The following is a 20,725-nucleotide window of genomic DNA, read 5'->3' on the forward strand; positions in this document are numbered from 1 at the left end:
ATGTTGACGCGCAAAACTGCTATCGCGCAGCTGCGCGAAGCCGGCACGCTGGCTTCAAGCGGCGTGCCGGCCAATACGATTACCCCGGCCGAGGTGAATTCGCCCCTGGCCCGCGTGCTGGCCAGCACACTGGCACACAATAAGGCGCGCAGCGGCCCACGCTTGCTGGCGCCGTCGTTTGCCCACGTGGTGCTGCCATGATGGGGCCGGGCCTGCTGGCGATGCCGACCCTGCATGCGGGCATTCCGTCGGCCGTGCGCTTGCGCGAGCCAAATAGCCTGGTCGCGCCACTCGCTATTGCGCTGCTGCAGGCGAACCAGATTACCTCCGCAATGCTCAAGCCGCGCCCGAACGCGCCGCTGGTCGAGGTTTTTGCCGAACCGGACGAACGCTCCCTGGCGGTGGCCGCCCTGAGCACTTGGTGGACCTCGATCCAGTATTGCTCCAAATTTTTCAGCTGGGGCCTGCATGTGCAGCAGTTGCCAGAAGATGGATATCACCGCCATCTGGATGAAAGCACCATCTGGTTTTGCATGACCAGAAACAGCGATATCCAGATGCCGCGCTTCGCCCTGGAGCCGCGCATTACCGCGTTGGAGCAGCACCTAGCCGGCTTCGGACAGACCGTGCTGGCTGTACTTTTCGATGCCACGATGTACTTGCCGAATGCGCTGGACCCGTGGCGCGCGGTCAGTGCGGCCCAATGGATGCACTGGCACGACTGCCAGACGGACGAAGAATTGCTCGAAGACCAGCGCGAGGAGCGCGGTTACGAAACCATCCAGCAGGTAATCGATGATGGTGACATTCTGACGCGCGCCGAATTTTACGGCGACATGCCGCGCTGGGTAACGAGCCCAGTACGTGTGGTGTCGCGCGGCGAGATCGTCGCTGCCGCCAGCAACAGCTTCCACCACGATGTAATTGCGGCCTGCGATGCCATTGACGCGCTGGTCAACGGCCCAGAATTCACTATTCGGCCACATGAGGTAGGGGCGCACAACTATCCCGCCGATTCCGTCGATGGCTGCATGGTGCTGCTGTGGCGTGATAACGACCAGATCAGCCGCGTGCTCGACGATGAATTGAACATGCACGGCGAAGCGGGTGACTACATCGAATTCATCGACGTCCAAAGGATGGTGCCGTCGAGCTCCGCTATCAAAAAATATCAATCGCGCACCCGCCAGGTCATGCAACTGGCCCAGCTGACCGAGCGCCTGCTGGAACTGATCGGAGAACCTATATGAAAACTGTAGCCATCATCGCCGCCGGCGACACCACGTTGACCCTGTGCGGCGCCTTGCTGATGTATCAAGCGGACAATCACGGCGGCCCGATCTACGCCACGACGCACGGGATCGAGATCGACGCCAATAATCCGGTGCGCCGCGTGATCGGGCCCGGTGTGCCGATGACGAAAGCCGACCTGGCGGCTTTTGCCGCGCGCGTCAGTGTCAAAACCGCCTACTCCGGCTTCGTGCCTGAAAATTTGCTGTACACGGCGCCGAACATGATCGCTTGGTGGACGCCGGCGGCGGTGCGAACCACCTGGTTCAAATCGAATTACCCCGAGATCGGTACCACCCACGGCCCGGCAGCGCATCCGGCCCTGGTGTTTGTGGCAGTGCCAGGCAGCTGGTATGTATTCGCCCTGCGCGACTCGATAAGGCCTGGCCCTACCACAACCCTGTATCACTCGCCGCACTTCAATGTGTGGGATGGCGGCCGCATTTGTACCGGTAATGTCCACCTGCCCGAAGCGCTCGCCGCCAGTGCAATACCCGCCTATGAAGACGCATTTTTCCGCAGCCATTTCACCCACTCGAACCGGCAAGCGCCGCAAGCGGTGAAAACCAAGGGCGGCACGAAAGCCGTTTGGGTCAGCCAGCTGGCCAAGCCGGACCCTGACGCGATGCGCAGCGCGCTGGCGTCGACAAAAGAAGATTTACAAAGCGCGATTGAACGCATCACGCAAAGCAACAGCAACCAATAACCACTCATACCAAAGGACACACTATGAACGGCCAAGACCTCGCAATGAAATTTGATGAACTGCTCAATATAACCAAAACGTCCTACGAGGCGTTCCTGCTGCACACCGAAACGGCTCTGCGCGATGCGCGCCCTCTGCTGCTGGCGGTCGACGAAGAAGCGGCCGATCCAGAAAAACTGGCAATGGATACGGCGCTGTTGCGCGCCGCGCCGGTCGCTGTGGTGCCGCTGCACAGCGAGTTCCAGGCGCTGGAGGACGCTGGCCACCGCTTCCTGATGGCCGATGATGGCGTTTATCTGGAAGTACGGCGGCCGTGGCTGCACCTGATCCAGCGCCTGGCGGAACAAAAAGCGGTACGCATGCCGTTCGGCGCCATCAAGCCGAAGGTCGAATTCGCGTTTGGCAAGATCGGAAGTGCGCTGGAGGAGCTGCGCGCATTCGGCGAAGTGGCGCGCCTGAAGTCGCCGATCGAAAGCGCGGCCAGCTTGATCTGGAACGACGAAACGCGTGAGTGGGCCTTGCGCTACCCGTTACCGATCGGCGAACCAACAAGTGGCCACATCCAGTTTCAGCAGTTGTTGCTGGCAGAGCGCGAGCACCTGGCCATCGACCTGCACAGCCATGGCGCCCATCCAGCGTTTTTCAGCGATACCGACGACCTGGACGACGCCGGCAGTGTGAAAATTGCCGGCGTGTACGGCAACCTCGACCAGCAGCTGCCGACGGTGGCATTCCGGCTTTGCGTGCTGGGCCTGTTCACGACACTGGCAGTCCCGGCCGACAAGATTTTCACGGCCGAACTGGCCACCGCGTAGGAGCCATCGACATGCCCCACATTACTCCCGCGCATTTCCTGCAGCACCAGGTGATGATTCACCTGGTGGGCTGCGGCGGCAACGGCTCGCAAATGCTGACCGGCCTGGCGCGCCTGAACCACGCGCTGACGGCATTGGGCCACCCCGGCCTGAACGTGATCGCGTTCGACCCGGACACGGTCAGCGAAGCCAACATGGGTCGCCAGATGTTTGGCCAGTTCGACGTCGGTTCGAGCAAAGCGATCGTGCTGGTCAGCCGCATCAATGCATTTTTCGGCCTGAGCTGGGAGGCCCATTTCGGCCGATACGAAGCTGGCAAGGGTGCGCCTGACATGCTGATCGCCTGTGTCGACAGCGCCAAGTCGCGCTACGAAATCGCCAACGGCCGCGCGCTGCGCCATCCGAACAAGCCGTACTACCTAATGGACATGGGCAACCGCGCCGCCGACGGCCAAGTGCTGTTCGGAGAGCTGGCTAACCCCGACGGCAGCCCGGCCCACAAGGCACCGCCCGGCAGTGCGCGCTTGCCGGACCCATACCGTGTGCTGCCCGAGCTGGTCGACGTGCGCGCCGTCGAGGACGACACGCCCAGCTGCGGCCTGGCCGAAGCGCTGGAGCGCCAGGAATTATTCATCAACCAGGCCATCGTCACACCGGCTCTGTCAATTTTGTGGGAATTTTTCCGCCACGGCCGCCTGACTTGGCACGGCGCCTTCGTCAACTTGCGCACCGGTAGCATGCGGCCGCTGCTGGTGAGGGACGCGGCGCCGGTACCGGAGGCGGCTGATGCGGAAGAAGTGCGCGTGCGGGTGATGGCATGAAAACAACTGGCATGCTTTTTAACGCTCCAATGGTGCGCGCGCTGCTGGCAGGCACCAAGATGCAGACGCGGCGCGTTATGAAGCCACAGCCTGTTCGCATCGGTACCACCACGATTCTCGAATATCGCGGCGGCCTGTATCAACCCGAGAAGCTGCCAGCCAATAGCAATTTGTTCAATCATTGCCCCTACGGCCGGCCTGGCGATCAAATTTGGGTACGCGAGACACTCGGCCATGACGCCGATAAAGGCCACTACTACGCGGCCACCGGCATGAATGTAGGGCCACTGCTCGATTACGAACTGGAGCCAACGCCATCGGTCGGCACCCCAGCACGGACCATTCCGAGCATCCACATGCGACGCTGGGCAAGCAGGATCCTGCTGGAAATAGTGTCAGTACGTGTAGAGCGCCTGAATGACTGTAGCGATGACGACGCACGCGCCGAGGGCATCAAGGCTGAGCCATGTGATCACGTTCGCCTTTCGTGCGAAGAGATCGGCTGCTGCGGGCCAACGGCAAGGGGCATGTACGCGGCGTTATGGGACCAGATCAATAGCGCCGGCTCTTGGGCTGCCAACCCATGGGTCTGGGTGATCGAATTTAAGCGGGTACCACAGCACCACCAAAAGTAAAGGATTGGCCATGAACACCGACAACACCAAAATCAAAATTTTCCAGATCGATGACTGGGCATACGTCGCCGCCGAAACCGAACAAAATGCATGCGACTTTATTGCTATCGATGCGGCGCGGCCGGACGACCCGGAGGCTTGGGAGTGCAGCGAGATGACGCGTGGAAAGCATGCGGATCTGGAGGCACTGCTCGCAGCACACATCGAAAACGGCGGCACGTTCCCCGATCTGATCGGCATTGACCCACATTATCAATAAGGACATCCGATAGTGAACACCTACCACGAATTCTGCCGCCTGCGCGATCTCCACATTCCAGGCGTGAACGCCCCAAAACACACCGAGGCCGACGCCTTTTACATGGCCGCCGCCCAGCTGGCCGTGCCCGTCGGCTACAAAGTGGCGCCGCTCGAGCCGACGCCCGAAATTATCGCCGCTGCCGCTGTTGCCGCCTGGCCGACAGCCAGCCCGGCCGACATCATGCTGACGCGCCTGGCGGCGCCGATCGTCCTGATGCAGATGGATATGGCGCCGGGCACGACAGTCGAAGCGGTCGCCGGCATGCTGGCCACGATGGCGCCGGCATATCGGGCCATGCTGGCTGCTGCGCCGATTCCGCCCGCGGCCGATCAGCACCCTGATGACGCCGCTGTCGATCGATTCGCTGCGGCGATGAAGGCGAAATTGGCCCTCACACGAGCAAAAGGTCGCGGCGGCTGGGACGATCCTGAGCAGTGCAGCGTCGATGACTTGACAGTCATGCTGCGCAACCAGGCGAACGGCGGGGATCCTGTCGACGCTGGCAACTTCGCAATGATGATCCACCAGCGCAGTGGCCGCATTGCACGGCCGAGATATGCGCAGCTCGATGCCACTGAGGCTGCCGAGCTGCAAACGGTATTGACAGATACTTTTGCCCACTGCCGGCCTGAATACCCAGCCGGCATCATCGCCTGGGCCAAGGCTGCCTTGTTGGAGATAAAGGACAGCCTGCGCTACCCAGCAACGATGACGGCAGCGCTCGCCGACGTGCTGGGCCTGCCGAATTTCCGTACCGGCCCCATTGCCCACGTATATCGTGCTGCTGGCGCCGAGATCCGCACCAAATGCGAGGACGAACAGGCTTTCGTACTCGACCGGTTCTTGCGCCTCGCCCTCGAGCACGGCGAAGACTGGCGCACGGCTGCCGAAGCTGACATCACGGCGGCGCATACGCTGGCCGAGGCGAGTAAGGCGGTGAAGTCATGATCCGCTTTCCCGATATCTTCGCTCCAAAGCCCACACCTAAACCAATCAGTGCGGCGCGCTGGGTGCCACTGGCGAAAAAGCATGGAATGATAATTGACTTCGAAACAAAAAGCGTCGGCACCTTAACTATTACTGAATTTTTCGGCAGCGACTGGTGTTCGCCCGATGTCGGCGCTTGCGTGGTCAAGGTGGCGGAAGTTATCGATTCGAGGGATCACCAGACAACATTGAAAAAATAGGAGGGCAATCATGACCACCACCGAAACAGACGTCCTGGCCAAGCTTGCCGAGGCAATCGAAAAAATTCAGCGCCCCGCACTGCCGCTATCCGTTGACCTTTGGGATATGGAAATGCTGGGGCAATACTTCAAGCGGAATCCGCAGGTTGTACGCCAGAATATTGCCTGCCTTCCGAGCTTTCCAAAGGCGATCAGGCTGCCGACGAAAGCGAAATCGCATCCTTTGTACAACGCGAAAGAGGTCATTGAGTGGACACAGCGCCACCGTGACAAAAACTGATTAGAGGAACTGGCGAAAAGTTACAGCTTCTTCGCCAGTTCCGCCGCTGTCTCGTTGTAGTAAATTTGCAACATGGTCAAATCCTTGTGGCCGACCATGCGCGCCAATTCCAGCACATTGAGCTTCTTGGCCAGCCGTGTAATTGCCTCATGGCGAGTATCGTGAAAGGTCAAATCGTCAACGCCTGCGGCGCCTCGGGCCTTCCGGAACAACGCATCAAGGCTCGCCGTCGAAATACCGAAGCAGGTGTCATTGCCAGGCGGCAGCAGGCCAAGCAATTCAATGGCTCGGCCCGAGAGCGGCACGGAACGCTTCGTGCCATTTTTTGTGCGCGGTAGATGCGCAACATTTCCTTCGATGTCCACCCAGGTAAGTCCGCATATTTCACCGGCCCGCATGGCCGTCTCGATGGCGAAAAGGAAAGCGACGGCAATCGCTGACGACTTGGTCGTGACCTCCCCATCAAAACCCAGCGCCAGGCATATTCGCTCGATCTCGTCATCCGTAATGCGCCTATCTCGCGGCTGGGGATTCTGCGGACGGCGCACGTCGACAGTAGGGCTGGAGGATATCCATTTCCACTCCCGGCGCGCGGTAGTGAAAACATGAGACAGCAGATTCAAGTCACGATTCACGGTCGACCCCGCGACCGATAGGAGCCGCTCATCGCGCCACTGGCCAAGGACATCGGCCGTGACGTCGCACAACTTCATTTCGCCAAGGGATACTCGATCCACAACATGGCGGGCAATTGCCGCCAGGCGGATACCTTCCCAACGTGCGCCGCGCTTATGCGGAGAAACCTCAGCGCTGTATCTATCGAAAGCATCCTGACAGGTTTTATCCGTGTTCACCCCTGTCTCAACCATGCGCCGCATCTGCGCCTCACGCTCGACTGCCCAGGCCTGTGCCTCAGCTTTGGTAGGCAGCACGGACGAGTCACGTGTCCCTTTGACGGAAATCTGGACACGCCACCCGGTTTTCTGTTTTGTAATCGATGCCACAATCTCTCCCCAGGGATTTTATGGGGACATTATGGGGATTTTTTGGGGAGTTGGCACGTTTTATTAATCGCCTAGTATCGCAAATCCCAGTGTATCCCGGAACGAAAAAAAGGCGATAAATCCTTGATTTCATTGGATTTATCGCCTTTTATCGCTTACTTCAAAAATGTTTCTTGGTGCCCGGAGCCGGAATCGAACCGGCACGCCCTTACAGGCGGGAGATTTTAAGTCTCCAGTGTCTACCAGTTTCACCATCCGGGCAGCGCGGCGAGATTCTAGCACAAGTGATGGCGCTTACACCATCCTGCTCGGCAATTGGCATATCGCCGTCGCTCGCTGCCGTGGCTATTTTCGCGCGCCGCGCTGCCACGCATTGCCCTGACGGCGCCATGGCGCGGCACGACCGGGCGAGCTGAGCGTCATCACTGATCTAGCAGCTGCTGCAAAGCGCCACGCAATGGGGCATTTGCGCCACCGTCACCATCAGCGCCTAGGCTCCCACGACTCCCTGCTGATATAATACTTGCAACCAAGTAACTCCACGCAATCAACGCCTCAAGGCCCTCGCAACCGTCTGTGTAACGCATGCCCAGCCCATGAGCGCCCTTTTCGACCACGAAATCATCAAGCAGCTGCACAGCGGCTCACGCTCCCGGGTGTACCGCGCCAGGGCGGCCGATGGCACGGCGCTCGTCGTCAAGATGCCCAATCAGCAGTTCCCCTCGTTTCAGCAAGTGGCGCAGTTCAAGCGTGAATATGCGATCGCGCGCCGATGCCGCCATCCTGGCGTGGCGCAGCCCCTGGCGTTGCAGCTGCATGCCGGGTGCTGGACGATGATGATGGAAGATGCCGGCGGCCTTGCGCTTGACCATGTGCTGCGCACGCGGGTGGCGGCGCGCCGGACGCTGTCCGAACCGGCCATGGCGCTGGAGGATTTTTTCGACATTGCGCCGCAACTGTGCAGCGCGCTGGAAGAGGTGCATCGGCAGGGCGTGATCCACAAGGACATCAATCCGTCGAACCTGGTGTGGAATGGCGAACGGCGCCTGCTGCAGCTGATCGATTTCGGCATCGCCTGCGAACTGCCGTCCGAGAGCCATGGCATCGTCAATCCGCGCCAACTGGAAGGCACGCTGCGCTACATGGCGCCGGAGCAGACGGGGCGCATGAACCGGCGCGTCGATTACCGTGCCGACTTCTATGCGCTGGGCGCCACCTTCTACGAACTGCTGACCGGCCAGGCGCCGTTCGAGGCGGACGACGAGATGGAGCTCGTGCATTGCCACATTGCGCGCACGCCTGACTGGTCGCACCCGGCGCTGGCAGCCCTGCCCGGCCAGCTGCTGCCGATCATCCAGCGGCTGCTGGAAAAAAATGCCGATCAGCGCTACCAGAGCTTGCCGGGGCTGCGCAGCGATCTTGCTGCTTGCCGCGCGGCCGGGCCGGCGCAGGCACGCAAGCTGTCCCGGCACAACGGCCGCTTTCTCTTGCCGCAAACGCTGCACGGCCGCGAAGAGGCCATCGCCACGCTGCTGGCCGCGTTTGAACGCAGTGCTGCGGGCAGCTGCGAAATGCTGCTGGTGGCCGGCCATTCGGGCATCGGCAAATCGGCGGTGGTGAACGAAGTACAAAAACCCATTATTGCCCGGCGCGGCTGTTTTTTGGCAGGCAAATTTGACCAGCTGCAGCGCGACGTCCCGTATGCGCCATTGATCCAGGCCTTCCAGGGACTGGTGCGCCAGCTGCTTGGCCAACCTGAAGAAACGCTGCGCCAGTGGGCCGTCAAACTGCATGCGGCCCTGGGCAGCGGCATGGGCGTGATCGTCGACCTGATTCCCCAGCTGGCATTGGTCGTCGGCCCCACTGAGGCGGCCCCCGCTTCGGCGCCGGAGCAGGCGCAATTGCGCCTGGACCGGGTATTTTCGCGCTTCGTCGCCGTTTTCGCCGCTGGCGGGCAGCCGCTGGTGCTCTTCCTCGACGACTTGCAATGGGCCGATGCGGCCACGCTGCATATGATCGAACTGCTGATGGTCTCCTGCGACCATTGCAGCATGCTGCTTATCGGCGCCTACCGCGACAACGAAGTCGGCGCCGGACACCCGCTCGTCGCGCTGCGCGACAAGCTGTGCGCGCGCGGCGTGCGCCTGTCCACGCTCACACTGCAGGCATTGACCGAGCCGCAGGTAGCGCAGATGGTATCTGCCACCGTGCGCGTGCCCATTCCGCAATGCGCGCCACTGACGCGCGTGTGCTGCCGCAAGACGGCAGGCAATCCATTCTTCCTCAACCAGTTCCTCGCTGCGCTCAATGAGCACGGCCATCTGCGCTACCGGACGGCCGACGATCGCTGGGACTGGGACCTGCCGGCGATCGAACAGGCCAGATACACGGACAACGTGGCCGATGTGCTGCTGGAAAAAATCCGCCACCTGCCCGCAGCGACGCAGCATCTGCTGCAACTGGCCGCCTCGTGCGGCAACCGCTTCACGCTCGACACACTGGCGCTGGCCGTGGAGCGCACGCCCTGGCACACGCAGCAGGACCTGTGGCCGGCGCTCAGTGCGGGCCTGATCCAGCCACTCGATGAACGCTACAAATATGTCAATGGCGATACCGATGCCGGCGCTAGCGGCATCGGTTACCGCTTCCTGCACGACCGGGTGCAGCAGGCGGCCTATATGGTCGCCGATGCCGATGCGCGCGCGGCCAGTCACCTGCGCATCGGCCGCGTGCTGCTGCATGCTACGCAAGAGCGTCAGGACGAGACGCTGTTTGAACTCGTCGAGCAGCTCAACGCCGGCCGCGCGCTGATCGGCGATGCGGACGAGCGGGTGCGGCTGGCGGCACTGAATCTGCGCGCCGGTGAAAAGGCACGGCGCTGCGCCGCGTTCCAGGCCACCCTCGAGCACATGCAAACGGGCCGCGATCTGCTGCCGGCAAAAGCCTGGCAAACCCACGCCAGCCTCTGGCTCGACCTGCAGCTGGGCGCGGCCGAAGCGGCCTACCTGTGCGGCCAGTTCGATGCCGCCGAGGCGATTTATCCACTGCTGCGCGCGCACGCCACGGGGCCGCTGCCGCAGGTGCGCTGCATTGCCATCCAGGCGCACCAGTATCAATTGCAGGGCCGCCTGCTCGACGCCATCGCCGTGCAGCGCGAAGGCCTGGCGCAGCTGGGCATCGACATCCCGCACGACATCCCGGATATGAAAGCGCGCTTCGAGGAGATTCTGGCCGACATCGCGCGGCTCGACGTCGCACATGCGCCCGACGCCTTGCTGGCGGCGGACGACATGCGCGATCCGGGCGCGGTGGCGGCGATGCAGATGATGCAGGGGCTGTGGATGGCCAGCTACTACGCCGGCCAGCAGGATCTGAGCGCGCTGATGGTGGTGTCGATGACGCGCTTGTCCATGCAGCGGGGGAACAGCGATTTCAGCGCGGTCGCCTATATCGGCTACGCAACGATGCTGGCCGTGTATCACGGCGAGATCGCGCGCGGCTACGACTTCGGCGCGATGGCGATGACGCTGGCCAGGCGCCGCGCCAATCTGCAGACGCGCACTCTCACGGGCCTGATGTTCGGCGCGCTGAGCAACCACTGGACACACCCGCTGCGCCGCTCCGACGCGCTGTACGACGAAGCCTTTGGCTGGGCGCTGGAAATCGCCGACTACGTGCAGGTCGGCGTGGTGGTGGCCGTGCGCGCGACTGAACGGATCATCCTCGGCGACTACCTGCCGCAACTGCTGCGCGACATCGGACACGACCTGGCGCTGATGCGCGCCAACGGCCAGCAGGCGATGGCCGATTGCTGCGTCGCCGCCGCGATCCAGCCGATCAAGGCCCTGATGGGGCAACTCCCCTGCCACGACAGCTACGATGACGCCGCATTCAGCGAGGCGCATTTCCTCGATCAATATGGCGACTCGCAGCTGTACCGCGCCTACTTCCTGCAAGGCAAGCTGCGCAACGCCTGGCTGTTCGACACTGCAGACGCCGAGACGCTGGCCAGCCAGCTTGGTCTTGTCACCCAGATCATGCGCGGCCAGGCCAAGGTGGTGGAATCGACCTTCTACGCCGCGCTGATATGGCTGCGCGCGCTGCGGCGCGCGCCTGCACGCCCCGATGCGCACGCCGTGCTGGAGGTGATCGGCACGCTGCAGGCAAATCTCGCCACATGGGCCAGTCAGGGTTCGGACAACAGCGACGCCAAACATCTGCTGGTGCAGGCCGAGATGGCGCGCTACCGGGACGATCTGCGGCTGGCCATGCGTTATTACCAGCAGGCGAACGACGCCGCCGCCCAGGCAGGCTACGTCAACGTGCAAGCGCTGGTCAATGAACTGTGCGGCGAATGCTGGCAGGAGCAGCAACAGCCGCGCGTGGCCAACGTCTTCCTCCAGGACGCCATCGCCCTTTACGGCCAGTGGGGCGCGGACGGCAAAGTGGCGCAACTGCGGGTACGCCACGCCGCGCTGCTGGCCAAGGGTGATGGCCGCGGCACGCAGCCGCCATCCGGCTCCCAGGCGCGCGCCAGCGCCGCGCTCGACCTGGTGTCGCTGCTGAAGGCGGCGCAGATCCTGTCGAACGAAGTCGGCCTGCGCAACGTGCTGACACGCCTGATCGCCATCGTCTGCGAAAACGCCGGCGCGCAGGTCGCCCGCCTGCTGCTCCTGTCCGAAGGCGCCTACCGGCTGGAGGCGAGTATCGATGGCGACGGCGCTGCCGCCACGGTGCTGCAATCGCGCCAGCTCGACCTGCATGCCGCCAGCGACGCGCAGTTCCCGCTCTCGCTGCTGCGCTACGTCATCCGCACAGGCGCCGAGGTGATCGAAGACAGCCTCACCGGCACGGCACGCTTTGCCGACGACCCGTACGTGCAGTCGCAGCGGCCGCGTGCCGTCATGTGCCTGCCGATCCGCCACGGCGGCCAGGTCGACGGCATTTTGTACTTCGAGAACCGGCTGGCCGACGCCTCGTTTACGGAAGAACGCGTGGCGTTCCTGCGCATGCTCGGCGCGCAGGCGATGATTTCGATCTCCAGCGCCAGGCTGCATGACAGCCTGGAACGGCGCGTTGCCGAACGCACGGAACAGCTGGAAGACGCCAACCGAAAACTGGCGACGCTGTCCATCACCGACGGCCTGACCGGCCTGGCCAACCGGCGCCATTTCGACGATGTGCTGCGCACGGAATGCGCACGCGCCACGCGGGTGAGCCAGCCGCTTGCCGTCATCATGCTCGATGTCGACCATTTCAAGCTGTTCAACGACCGTTACGGTCATCAGGCCGGCGATGCATGCCTGATCCGTGTCGCGCAGGCGCTGGTCGCCGGCATGCGGCGCGCCAGCGACCTGACGGCGCGCTACGGCGGCGAGGAGTTTTCGATCGTGCTGCCGAACACGGGCGCGGACGAGGCGCGCCAGATCGGCGAAGCGCTGCGGTACGCCATCGAAGAACTGCACATCGCCCACGCCAGCGCGGAGGCGCAGCAGGTGACGATCAGCGTTGGCATCGCGGTCCAGCCGGCACCGGGCGCCGCCGACCCGGACGCCCTGCTGCGCGTGGCCGATGCCGCGCTGTACCTGGCCAAGGATGCGGGGCGCAATGGCGTGGTGCTCAGGGAGCTGGGACGCCGCTGAACGGCAGTGGCAGGCGCCATTGCCACGGCGCCTGCGCACGATTTCCTCAGCTTAATCGCTGCCGTGGCTATTTTCGCGCGCCTGCCGCTGCGCGTCGTCCTTGGACGCCAGTCCATTGAAGAACAAATTGAGCAGCACGGCCACGATGGCGGCCAGCAGGATGCCGCTGTGCAGCAGCGGCGACAGGGCCTTCGGCATATGCTGCGCATACTGTTCCGCCACCAGTGGCAGCATGCCGAAGCCGATCGACAGGGCCACGATGAACAGGTTGTTGCGGTTGCTCTTGTAGTCGACGCCGGCCAGGATGCGGATGCCGGTGGCGGCCACCATGCCGAACATCACCAGCCCTGCCCCGCCCAGCACAAAGGCGGGCACGGCTTCTGCCGTCTGCGCAATCTTCGGGATCACGCCCATGACCAGCAGGATGATGCCGGCCGCGACGCAGACCCAGCGGCTGCGCACGCCCGTCACGCCCACCAGGCCCACGTTTTGCGAGAACGAGGTGTAGGGAAAGGTATTGAAGATGCCGCCGATCAGGGTGCCCAGGCCGTCGACACGCAGGCCGCGGCTGATGTCGGCCTGCGTGATGCGCTTGTCCGTCATCTCGCCCAGCGCCAGAAACATGCCCAGCGACTCGATCATGACGACGATCATCACCAGGCTCATGGTGATGATGGCGACCAGGTCGAAGGTCGGCATGCCGAACTGGAACGGCGTGACGACGGCAAACATCTTGGCGCTGGCTACCTTGGCGAAATCGGCCTTGCCCAGCGCGAACGCCAACGCCGTGCCGGCGATGATGCCGATCAGGACGGCGATATTCGACAGGAAACCCCGTCCATACTTCGCCACCAGCAAGATGACGGCCAGCACGAAGAACGCGATGCCCATGTTGTCCAGTGCGCCATAACCGGGATTGGCGATCATCGGCACGGGGCCCGCAGGCGCGGGCAGGCCGGCCGCCGTGGCGGCAACGGCCATCTTGACGAAAACCGGGTCGGCGATCTGCGCCATGGCAGGCGGCCCGCCCATGGCCCAGTTCACGCCCACGCGCATCAGGGACACGCCGATGACGGCGATGATGCTGCCCGTTACCACGGGTGGAAACAGCGCCAGCAGCCGGCTGATGAAGGGCGCGATCAGCATGGAAACGACACCGGCGCCGATCACGGCGCCAAAGATGCCGGTGATGCCCAGGGACGGATTATTCGCCATGGCCAGCATGGGGCTGACGGCGGCAAAGGTGACGCCCATCATCACGGGCAGGCGGATGCCGAAATATTTTCCCAATCCCAGGGACTGTATCAACGTTACCAGACCGCAGCAGAACAGGTCGGCACTGATCAGCGCGGCCACCTGCTCCGGCGGCAGCTTGAGGGCCCGGCCGACAATCAGCGGCACGGCGATGGCGCCCGCATACATGACCAGCACATGCTGCAAGCCCAAGGTGAACAGTTTTCCGGCAGGCAGCATTTCATCGACGGGAGATGGTACGGCAGGTACGTCGCCAGGCACGCCGCGGTGGATGGATTTCAAACGGGGAGAGGCCATTTACGCTCCAGTTCCAGGGTTTCCGCCGCCCGGATGGGCGCGCAGGCAAGGGAAAGGCAAGAGAGAAACGGGACAGCAAGAACACAACGGCGGCGACGGATGCATGCGAAGCTCCTTGGAAGGGGAAAATGCCCAAGGCTAGCCATGCACGCATCGTGCCAGCTGATTGTATACAGAAATTGTGCCGAAAACTGCCAATGTTGTCGAAATCGGGCGGCGCATGCACTGTTTTCTCGCATGCCTGCGTGGCTGCGCACCAGAAGGCGGCAAACTGCGCTGGCGCTGACGATGACGGTGGGGCGCTGCCAGTGGCGTTGGAACCACCACTGGCAACTGGCCGAAGCCCAGGCCTGTCCCCCAACTTCGCTGACATGGACTAGTCAGGGGAACAGGCATCGAGCAGCATTTCCAGCTGCCGCGCATAGGCGGCACGCAATTGCTCGCGCGCCAGCAACGCTTGCGCCTGCTCGAAAATGCCATGGGCTGGCACGGTCGGCAATGCCGGCGACACGGGACGCGTGGCCACGCACGGCACGCCCACCGGCACCGCCTCCACTTTTGGCGCGGGCAAACATGCAGCGCAGCCGCTCACGCAGGTAGCCAGCAGTAAACTCACTACGCGACTTGCAGGCTTCCCAGCCCTTTGAAAGGCTGGCTTCATGGCATTTCGCTGGCGATCAGCGCTTCCGCCGCCCGGCAGGCATCGCCTTCCGGGCGCAGCGCCAGCAGCCGCGCCGCTGCCGCTTGCGCGTCCACCTGCGCGGCCTGCGCCGTTGCCTGCGCCTGCAGCACCCGCGCCGTGCGGCGCGCGCCCTCCTCGCGCATGACCGCCAACGCCTGCTTCTGCCGCCGCAATTCGCCTTGCATGTCGACCAGCTGCGCAGCACAGGCGGCGCGGCCGGCGGCGCGGCCCCAGCGCTGGGCGCTAAATACGGCAGCGCCCAGCAGCAATAGCATGGCGAGTACCGTCAAGGGCGGCTTCATGCCAGCACCTTGCGCGCCGCTGCGTACAAGGCAAGGCGCTCGGCCAGGCCATTCACGCCGCCATTGACACGGCGCGTCACGCGCTCCTGGTCCCCCGTGTCGGCCAGCCGGTTCAAGCCGCGCGACTGCCAGAACCAGCCGGCGGAACGGCACGCGGCAGTCGTCTGCTCCAGCAGTTCCGGCCTGGCCAGCAGGTCGAGCTGCAAGGCCACGCCGCACGCCGCGTAATTGGCGCGCCCCGTCACCTGCAGCAAGCCGCGCCCCTTGAAGCGCACGCCATCGCCAGCGACCACATTGCCCAGGTCGCCGCGTCCTTCATAGGCAGCGCCGCTGGCCAGTTCGCGCACGTAACGCAGCTGACCCGACTCATGGCCAACTTGCGCCAGAAACGCCGCCTGGCGCAGCGGCGTGGCAATATCAAACTCGGCCATCGCCGCGCTCAGAGGCGCCAGGAACAGGTTAGCGCGACGCCCTGCCAGTGGCATGATCTGCATCAATTGCGCGCCCGTCACAGCACGCCCCGCACATCCTTGACGACGGCGGCCGCATCGACCGCCAGCTCGCCGATGTCCTTGCCGCGCCGCTTGTCGAACCAGCGCACGCAGGCGCCCAGCACCCACCAGGCGGGCAAGCCGGCCGCCACCATCAGGGGAGCCGCGATAAACAGGAAGCCGGTGGCCGGATCGCCGCCATACAGGCCCGCCACGGTTTTTGCGCTGTCGAACAGGCTGGGCCACCACGACAGCACGGCCGCCACGAGCAGCGGGCCGAGAAAGGTGGAAATGATGATGCTGGAACAAAAGCGGATGAACGCCTCCTTGGTGGACTGGGGCCACATGAACATGAAGCCCAGCGACGTGGCGGCGGCGCCAGCCAGCACGGGCACGCCAAACAGTTTGATCAGCGCGCCGCCGGCGGCGGTAGTTTCGATGGCCATGATTGCCTCTCAAGTGGTGGAAATGAAAAGGCCGCCCGAAGGCGGCCTGTGGTGTCGGAATACGGCAAGTTACCTCTCTTCTGGCTCTGCGCCAGGGAGGAATACCGGCACACCGTCGACAGGGGGATCGGCCGGTTCAGGTGTATTACCGGCATCGATCCATGACAAGTACTCCTGGTAGTCACGATTTTCCGGAGTTAGCGGCACGTAGGCACTGTCGGCCTGGCGAATAATGTAGCCATGACTTGATTTTTTATACATCACAACTCCGCGTCTCTGATGATAGTAAAAGATCCGGTCGCGGCCAGCAGCACGGCATTCCCTGAGATGAACGGCGTGCTCGACCAAGCGACATAAAAGAAAAAGCCGGAAGGCCCATAGCCCATCGCAGTCGGCCAGCCGACTATTTCGCCACCCAATCTGGCCAAGCCGCCACTAACGAAGATGGTGGGTGGCACACGCATCGCCCCCGTCATCGGCACATGAATGTACGCCGTGCCTGTTGTATGAGCCTGCCCAGTGCCAACCACGACGTTGTGGCCGTAGGTATCCTTCCTGTAGTAGTACTGGCAAAGTCCCAATTGATAAGCAAGCGGTTGTCTGTCGAATGGTGTAGCGACGTCACCCGGTTCAAGCTGGACATTCACTAAACGGCCAATCTGCCCTGCGAGAAATGGAATTGCCGTGCTCCACGGATAGATGCACAATCCCGTGGTCGCGGCAATAGGGACAGCGAAACGATTAGTGACTTTAGTCCATACCCCCGATTGCACGGAAGTCGCGGGGTCGAGCGCTGGAATCCCCGTTTGCGACGGCCAAGCATCAGCCGCACCATCGGAGTAGACAAGTGCCGGGGTGACAAACCGCGTAGACCCGGTATTCTGGTACATCCAGAACGACACCGTCACATTGGAACCTGCCAAATCGGCGCAATTGGCACTTTCAATACGCTGCATGACCATCAGGCCCGTATTGCCCGCCTCGCCAGCCCAGCCCAGGGCAGTGAGAGCATACTCATTCATGGCTGGAACGCTGGTCTTGACCTGGCCCCAACCTATCTGGGCGCCAGTAGCACCCATCCACCAGCGGTCTACCGTGTATCCCCCCGCCGCTACCGGGCCAAAAAGTGCACGTTGGGCGATACGCATATCGCCGTTGATGATGCGGTTTTTCATACCCGTACTGCGGCTGTCCGCCTTGGCCGCCAATGCACTGTTGAGCTCAGATAAGTTCGCTTTAAGAGCGAGAGCAGTATTGACATCCTGAGTATTCGCCTTGAGGGCCAATGCGCCGGAATGGGCCGAGCTCAGCGGCTTATTTGCATCACTGGTATTGTCGACATTGCCCAGGCCAACATCGGCCTTGGCGCCGGACGTGGCAACGCGCGCCAGGCTGGCAGTCGCGGCTTTCTTTGCATCGAGCTCAGTCAGCGCCGCCTGCACATTCGTCGCAACGATCCCGCCAACTGGCGTGCTGCGGACTTCCGATGCCACGTTGACAGGAACCGTGACCCATGCGCTGCCCTGGAATACCCGCAGGCAGCCGCCATTGAGCGACGTGTCCCAGTAGATGGCGCCTTCAAAAAGCGGCGCACCGTGGTTATCCTTGTCTGGCACGGTGGACTTGGCGCCGAGGTAACGGGCATCGAACGAGGCAAAGGCGGACGCGGCGGCTGCCATTGATGCCGAGGCACTGACCGCATCCGATCTGGCATCGGTGGAGGCCTGTTCCGCCGCTGCCGCGCTGGCCGCAGCGGCGGCTACCTTGAGCGGGATATCGACGATGTCGTGCGCAAGCGCCAGTTCGTTCAACTTAAGCAGATAGTCGGTCTGACCCGGATAAAAGTTAGCTGGCATTAGTACTTCCTATAAAAATAGACGTCGAATACGATGAGAGATACGGCTCGATGACGGTGGCCGCGGCACTTTCCGTGCAATTGAGGCGCCTCGTCAAACAAAGGACCAAAGAGCTGTTCTAGAAGAGCAAGCCGTGCCTTGCAATGGGCATCCAGGCAGGCATCCGCTAGCCACAAACTAGTGGAAATATGCAACGCAGTTTGATTGGCGTGTTATCGTCCAGACACAGTCAGGCTGCAGCATCTACACTGCAAGACCGGCCTCCAGTTGCGCCAGACGATGTTCCAGTTCGCACACCTTGGCGGCCAGTCTTACGCTTGCAGCAATGGCCGTACCGACAGCATCGATGGACAGCATGCCGTCCAGGTCTGCACTCACAGCAACAGGCGTGGACTCTTGCAATGATTGAGCCGAGACGCCGATCCGGCGTTGGCCTGTGGCCTTCAGGCAATAGGTTCCCACTTTGGTCAACGCCAGCTTGGCCAACCAGTCTTCACCAAGCGCATCCCATGATTCCTTAAGGCGCTCATCCGATGTCTGATTAAAGCTGCTGGCATACATGCCACCGCCATTGTCCAGATAGGCTGAGGTAGCTCCCGCTGTGTTTTCCCATATAAGCGCGGCATTGGCATCGAGACGGCACGTTCTGCCCCATGCGCCCTGGCGTATCAGTTCGATACGGGGATCGCCCTCACCGTGCGGCACAAGGATCTGCGTGCGCCTGGCCTGGACATCCTGGGTAAAATAGCCGTTCTGCACCAGCAGATTGCGATTGGCAATCAGATCGCGCGCCGCCTGGACATCGCCGGTGTTCGTGACCACCAGCACCCAACTATCCTTTGCCCGGTTCATTACACACAGCGGCCAATCCGCCGTCGCTCCCCATATGGAAACCTGGCCGACACCCGGTATGCTGTTGGTAATACGCTCGACATCCGCAAACTCCAGGTATGCTCTTTTCATGAAGTAATTGACATCCGTCCAGCGATTGGGCTGGCTGCGCAAGGCCAGGCTACCGAGGTCAGTACCGTCCACAGTAAGCTGGAGACCAGTTTCCGCCCATCCCAGGAATACCTTATTATTTCCTTGGCCAATACCGCCGCCTTGCTGCACGGGAAAAAAGCCCAGATTGGCCTGCTTTCCAGCCAGCGCAGCATTCATATCAGATATATTGACTTTAGTATTCAACACAGCATAGGTTGCCACGCTTACCGGTTTGACAATGTCCGCAGTATTGTCGACATTGCTTACTCTGGCTGCGTCGACTTTTTTCGCGTCCAGCATGTTCAGCGCCGATAGCGTGGCGCTGCTGACTGGCTTATTCAGATCCGTCGTGTTGTCCACATTTGCCAGCCCCACATCGGCCTTGCTGCCCGTCGTCGCAACCTTGGCCAACCGGCTCAGTTCCGCCTTCCGGGTATCGAGTTCAACCAGTGCTGCCTGGACATTCCTTGAAGCAATACCGCCCGCAGGGGTAACGGTCACTTGCTCGGCGGTATTCGCCGGCACGTCTGCCCATCGCCCGTTCTGATACACGCGCAGACATCCGCCATTCAACACGGTATCCCAATAGAGCGCACCATTTAACAACGCCGCGCCGGCATTGTCAGCCGAGGGTGCTGCAGCCTTGGCACCCAGGTAACGCACATCGAACGAGGCGACGGCGGCGGCGGCCGATGCGCTCGATGCCGAGGCGTTGAGCGCATCCGATCGTGCTCCCGTAGCGGACTGTGCAGCGGCGGCGGCACTGGCTGCGGCAGCGGCAGTATTGGCGGGGATATCAGCGATATCATGCGCCAGGGCCAAGTCATTGAGTTTGCGCAGGTAGTCGGTCTGCCCTGGATAAAAATTGGCTGGCATCAAATTTCCTCTACAGTTATGGATGTCGAATAACGTTCGAACTGGGGCGCGGCGACGGCAACCGCATCGGGCAGCTTGCCGTAGACCTGGTGGTCTTGCTCCAGCAGGGGATCATCGGATTCCGGAAACAGACTGATAAAAACCGGACGCGACTTGCCATTGCCGCGCAAGATGGCCATCAACTTGCTGCGGTCGCGTGGCGACATGGCATTCAGGCTCAAGGCCAGCTTGCGGCTGCGCGGCCCCACATTCGTGAGCAAATCACCGCCTTCATTGCGGTAATGCTGGCTGGCGTCATCGGCCGTCACAGAGGCGCCATAATCGGCATTGTTTTCAGGCGACCAGTACATGCCGGCAACCAGGCGCGACGCCTCGATATAGCCGGCAGGATTGAGCGCGTCGTCAATGTCAATTTCCAGTTTTTCCACCCATGCCGGTGCAAACCAGATGCGGCCGTAGGCGCCACCGCCATACGAGAAGGCGTTCACGCCCAAGGCTTCCAGTCCCCAGTCCCAGGCGCCCAGCGGCTGATGGGCACAGGCCGGCACCGCTCCCGTGTCGAATGCGGGTGCCGCATCGGACGCCAGCGTATAGCCGCGCACGCGCAAGGTGGCGGTCGAACTCAGGTTGCAAAATGGCAGCGCGACAGCGCCGATCAGGGTGACAGACGGAAAAACCGCGCGCAGGGTGGCATTTTTGTCTGTGGAGCGCCAGACTTCGGATTTGATGTCTGTCTGCAAGTTCGCCACGGCGAGGGCGCCAGACTGGCTCGACGCCGTGATGACGGCTTGGTCAGCCGAATTGTGGTGGATGATGCGTAAATTCGTCATAGCATGTTCTTTCCAGTGATGTATAA

At 62.2% G+C, this 20,725-nt stretch carries 21 protein-coding genes and 1 tRNA gene; 11 read left to right on the forward strand and 11 right to left on the reverse strand.

The genetic code is table 11. The annotated features are described in order from the left end of the window. The 10 genes from ACQ4WR_RS17620 to ACQ4WR_RS17665 are packed head-to-tail and all read left to right on the forward strand — an operon-like array spanning position 1 to position 6,035. On the forward strand, positions 1-201 hold the full coding sequence (locus ACQ4WR_RS17620; protein ID WP_436488838.1) for a hypothetical protein: 201 nt from the start codon (positions 1-3) through the stop codon (positions 199-201). Next, complete coding sequence (locus tag ACQ4WR_RS17625; protein WP_436488840.1) at positions 198-1,250, forward strand: PRTRC system protein F; 1,053 nt, start codon at positions 198-200, stop codon at positions 1,248-1,250. Before ACQ4WR_RS17620 ends, ACQ4WR_RS17625 begins: the two co-directional genes overlap by 4 nt. Continuing rightward, positions 1,247-1,996, forward strand: a complete 750-nt coding sequence (locus ACQ4WR_RS17630) for a PRTRC system protein B (protein WP_436488842.1) — start codon at positions 1,247-1,249, stop codon at positions 1,994-1,996. The genes ACQ4WR_RS17625 and ACQ4WR_RS17630 overlap by 4 nt, the downstream gene beginning before the upstream one ends. A 44-nt stretch (positions 1,997-2,040) precedes the next feature. Next, entirely contained in the window at positions 2,041-2,811 is a 771-nt protein-coding gene (locus ACQ4WR_RS17635) for a PRTRC system protein A (protein ID WP_436488843.1), read from the forward strand. Positions 2,812-2,822: 11 nt separating this feature from the next. Next, positions 2,823-3,632, forward strand: a complete 810-nt coding sequence (locus ACQ4WR_RS17640; RefSeq protein WP_436488845.1) for a PRTRC system ThiF family protein — start codon at positions 2,823-2,825, stop codon at positions 3,630-3,632. Continuing rightward, on the forward strand, positions 3,629-4,267 hold the full coding sequence (locus ACQ4WR_RS17645; RefSeq protein WP_436488847.1) for a hypothetical protein: 639 nt from the start codon (positions 3,629-3,631) through the stop codon (positions 4,265-4,267). The genes ACQ4WR_RS17640 and ACQ4WR_RS17645 overlap by 4 nt, the downstream gene beginning before the upstream one ends. Positions 4,268-4,277: 10 nt before the next feature. After that, on the forward strand, positions 4,278-4,526 hold the full coding sequence (locus tag ACQ4WR_RS17650) for a hypothetical protein (RefSeq protein WP_436488849.1): 249 nt from the start codon (positions 4,278-4,280) through the stop codon (positions 4,524-4,526). 12 nt (positions 4,527-4,538) lie between these two features. Beyond that, a complete protein-coding gene (locus ACQ4WR_RS17655) occupies positions 4,539-5,516 on the forward strand; it encodes a hypothetical protein (RefSeq protein WP_436488851.1) in 978 nt (325 codons plus the stop codon). Further along, positions 5,513-5,755, forward strand: a complete 243-nt coding sequence (locus tag ACQ4WR_RS17660) for a hypothetical protein (protein ID WP_436488853.1) — start codon at positions 5,513-5,515, stop codon at positions 5,753-5,755. Before ACQ4WR_RS17655 ends, ACQ4WR_RS17660 begins: the two co-directional genes overlap by 4 nt. Before the next feature lie 10 nt (positions 5,756-5,765). Continuing rightward, positions 5,766-6,035, forward strand: coding sequence for a hypothetical protein (locus ACQ4WR_RS17665; protein ID WP_436488854.1), 270 nt, complete (start codon positions 5,766-5,768; stop codon positions 6,033-6,035). A 20-nt stretch (positions 6,036-6,055) separates the two neighbouring features. Here ACQ4WR_RS17665 and ACQ4WR_RS17670 read toward each other — a convergent pair whose 3' ends face one another. Both ACQ4WR_RS17670 and ACQ4WR_RS17675 read right to left on the reverse strand, forming a co-directional pair. Continuing rightward, positions 6,056-7,039, reverse strand: coding sequence for a tyrosine-type recombinase/integrase (locus tag ACQ4WR_RS17670; RefSeq protein ID WP_436488856.1), 984 nt, complete (start codon positions 7,037-7,039; stop codon positions 6,056-6,058). Between the two features lie 174 nt (positions 7,040-7,213). Then, positions 7,214-7,300 (reverse strand) — tRNA-Leu (locus tag ACQ4WR_RS17675). 335 nt (positions 7,301-7,635) lie between these two features. Here ACQ4WR_RS17675 and ACQ4WR_RS17680 point away from each other — a divergent pair. Beyond that, entirely contained in the window at positions 7,636-12,681 is a 5,046-nt protein-coding gene (locus tag ACQ4WR_RS17680) for a diguanylate cyclase domain-containing protein (protein WP_436488858.1), read from the forward strand. Between the two features lie 51 nt (positions 12,682-12,732). On the opposite strand, the gene ACQ4WR_RS17685 is transcribed toward ACQ4WR_RS17680, so the two are convergent. The 9 genes from ACQ4WR_RS17685 to ACQ4WR_RS17725 all read right to left on the reverse strand — a co-directional run bounded on the left by ACQ4WR_RS17685 (position 12,733) and on the right by ACQ4WR_RS17725 (position 20,699). After that, the gene (locus tag ACQ4WR_RS17685; RefSeq protein ID WP_436488859.1) at positions 12,733-14,232 is read right to left on the reverse strand and encodes a nucleobase:cation symporter-2 family protein; all 1,500 of its coding nucleotides are present in this window, start codon (positions 14,230-14,232) and stop codon (positions 12,733-12,735) included. A 376-nt stretch (positions 14,233-14,608) separates the two neighbouring features. Continuing rightward, positions 14,609-14,848 carry a hypothetical protein gene (locus tag ACQ4WR_RS17690; protein ID WP_146012246.1) on the reverse strand — a complete coding sequence of 80 codons (240 nt, stop codon included), beginning with the start codon at positions 14,846-14,848 and terminating at the stop codon, positions 14,609-14,611. Between the two features lie 41 nt (positions 14,849-14,889). After that, positions 14,890-15,216, reverse strand: a complete 327-nt coding sequence (locus tag ACQ4WR_RS17695; RefSeq protein ID WP_436488860.1) for a hypothetical protein — start codon at positions 15,214-15,216, stop codon at positions 14,890-14,892. Continuing rightward, positions 15,213-15,710, reverse strand: a complete 498-nt coding sequence (locus tag ACQ4WR_RS17700; protein WP_436488862.1) for a glycoside hydrolase family 19 protein — start codon at positions 15,708-15,710, stop codon at positions 15,213-15,215. The genes ACQ4WR_RS17695 and ACQ4WR_RS17700 overlap by 4 nt, the downstream gene beginning before the upstream one ends. Positions 15,711-15,724: 14 nt before the next feature. Further along, positions 15,725-16,153 carry a hypothetical protein gene (locus ACQ4WR_RS17705; RefSeq protein WP_102293377.1) on the reverse strand — a complete coding sequence of 143 codons (429 nt, stop codon included), beginning with the start codon at positions 16,151-16,153 and terminating at the stop codon, positions 15,725-15,727. A gap of 69 nt (positions 16,154-16,222) precedes the next feature. Beyond that, positions 16,223-16,414, reverse strand: a complete 192-nt coding sequence (locus tag ACQ4WR_RS17710; protein WP_436488864.1) for a hypothetical protein — start codon at positions 16,412-16,414, stop codon at positions 16,223-16,225. Beyond that, complete coding sequence (locus tag ACQ4WR_RS17715) at positions 16,414-18,009, reverse strand: carbohydrate binding domain-containing protein (RefSeq protein WP_436488866.1); 1,596 nt, start codon at positions 18,007-18,009, stop codon at positions 16,414-16,416. The genes ACQ4WR_RS17710 and ACQ4WR_RS17715 overlap by 1 nt, the downstream gene beginning before the upstream one ends. 243 nt (positions 18,010-18,252) lie before the next feature. Then, positions 18,253-19,869, reverse strand: a complete 1,617-nt coding sequence (locus ACQ4WR_RS17720) for a tail fiber domain-containing protein (protein WP_436488868.1) — start codon at positions 19,867-19,869, stop codon at positions 18,253-18,255. Then, positions 19,869-20,699, reverse strand: a complete 831-nt coding sequence (locus ACQ4WR_RS17725) for a hypothetical protein (protein WP_436488870.1) — start codon at positions 20,697-20,699, stop codon at positions 19,869-19,871. Before ACQ4WR_RS17725 ends, ACQ4WR_RS17720 begins: the two co-directional genes overlap by 1 nt. Positions 20,700-20,725: the final 26 nt, after the last annotated feature.

This window comes from Janthinobacterium amylolyticum, from assembly GCF_051380655.1.
Classification (GTDB): domain Bacteria; phylum Pseudomonadota; class Gammaproteobacteria; order Burkholderiales; family Burkholderiaceae_D; genus Janthinobacterium.

Excerpts from the sequence above, each read along its gene's own strand:
- ACQ4WR_RS17685 (WP_436488859.1), bottom strand. The coding sequence starts at position 14,232 with ATGGCCTCTCCCCGTTTGAAATCCATCCACCGCGGCGTGCCTGGCGAC.
- ACQ4WR_RS17660 (WP_436488853.1), top strand. The coding sequence starts at position 5,513 with ATGATCCGCTTTCCCGATATCTTCGCTCCAAAGCCCACACCTAAACCA.
- ACQ4WR_RS17680 (WP_436488858.1), top strand. The coding sequence starts at position 7,636 with ATGAGCGCCCTTTTCGACCACGAAATCATCAAGCAGCTGCACAGCGGC.
- ACQ4WR_RS17715 (WP_436488866.1), bottom strand. The coding sequence starts at position 18,009 with ATGCCAGCTAACTTTTATCCGGGTCAGACCGACTATCTGCTTAAGTTG.
- ACQ4WR_RS17620 (WP_436488838.1), top strand. The coding sequence starts at position 1 with ATGTTGACGCGCAAAACTGCTATCGCGCAGCTGCGCGAAGCCGGCACG.
- ACQ4WR_RS17720 (WP_436488868.1), bottom strand. The coding sequence starts at position 19,869 with ATGCCAGCCAATTTTTATCCAGGGCAGACCGACTACCTGCGCAAACTC.
- ACQ4WR_RS17705 (WP_102293377.1), bottom strand. The coding sequence starts at position 16,153 with ATGGCCATCGAAACTACCGCCGCCGGCGGCGCGCTGATCAAACTGTTT.
- ACQ4WR_RS17635 (WP_436488843.1), top strand. The coding sequence starts at position 2,041 with ATGAAATTTGATGAACTGCTCAATATAACCAAAACGTCCTACGAGGCG.
- ACQ4WR_RS17625 (WP_436488840.1), top strand. The coding sequence starts at position 198 with ATGATGGGGCCGGGCCTGCTGGCGATGCCGACCCTGCATGCGGGCATT.
- ACQ4WR_RS17710 (WP_436488864.1), bottom strand. The coding sequence starts at position 16,414 with ATGTATAAAAAATCAAGTCATGGCTACATTATTCGCCAGGCCGACAGT.
- ACQ4WR_RS17700 (WP_436488862.1), bottom strand. The coding sequence starts at position 15,710 with ATGCAGATCATGCCACTGGCAGGGCGTCGCGCTAACCTGTTCCTGGCG.
- ACQ4WR_RS17650 (WP_436488849.1), top strand. The coding sequence starts at position 4,278 with ATGAACACCGACAACACCAAAATCAAAATTTTCCAGATCGATGACTGG.
- ACQ4WR_RS17640 (WP_436488845.1), top strand. The coding sequence starts at position 2,823 with ATGCCCCACATTACTCCCGCGCATTTCCTGCAGCACCAGGTGATGATT.
- ACQ4WR_RS17725 (WP_436488870.1), bottom strand. The coding sequence starts at position 20,699 with ATGACGAATTTACGCATCATCCACCACAATTCGGCTGACCAAGCCGTC.
- ACQ4WR_RS17645 (WP_436488847.1), top strand. The coding sequence starts at position 3,629 with ATGAAAACAACTGGCATGCTTTTTAACGCTCCAATGGTGCGCGCGCTG.
- ACQ4WR_RS17630 (WP_436488842.1), top strand. The coding sequence starts at position 1,247 with ATGAAAACTGTAGCCATCATCGCCGCCGGCGACACCACGTTGACCCTG.
- ACQ4WR_RS17665 (WP_436488854.1), top strand. The coding sequence starts at position 5,766 with ATGACCACCACCGAAACAGACGTCCTGGCCAAGCTTGCCGAGGCAATC.
- ACQ4WR_RS17695 (WP_436488860.1), bottom strand. The coding sequence starts at position 15,216 with ATGAAGCCGCCCTTGACGGTACTCGCCATGCTATTGCTGCTGGGCGCT.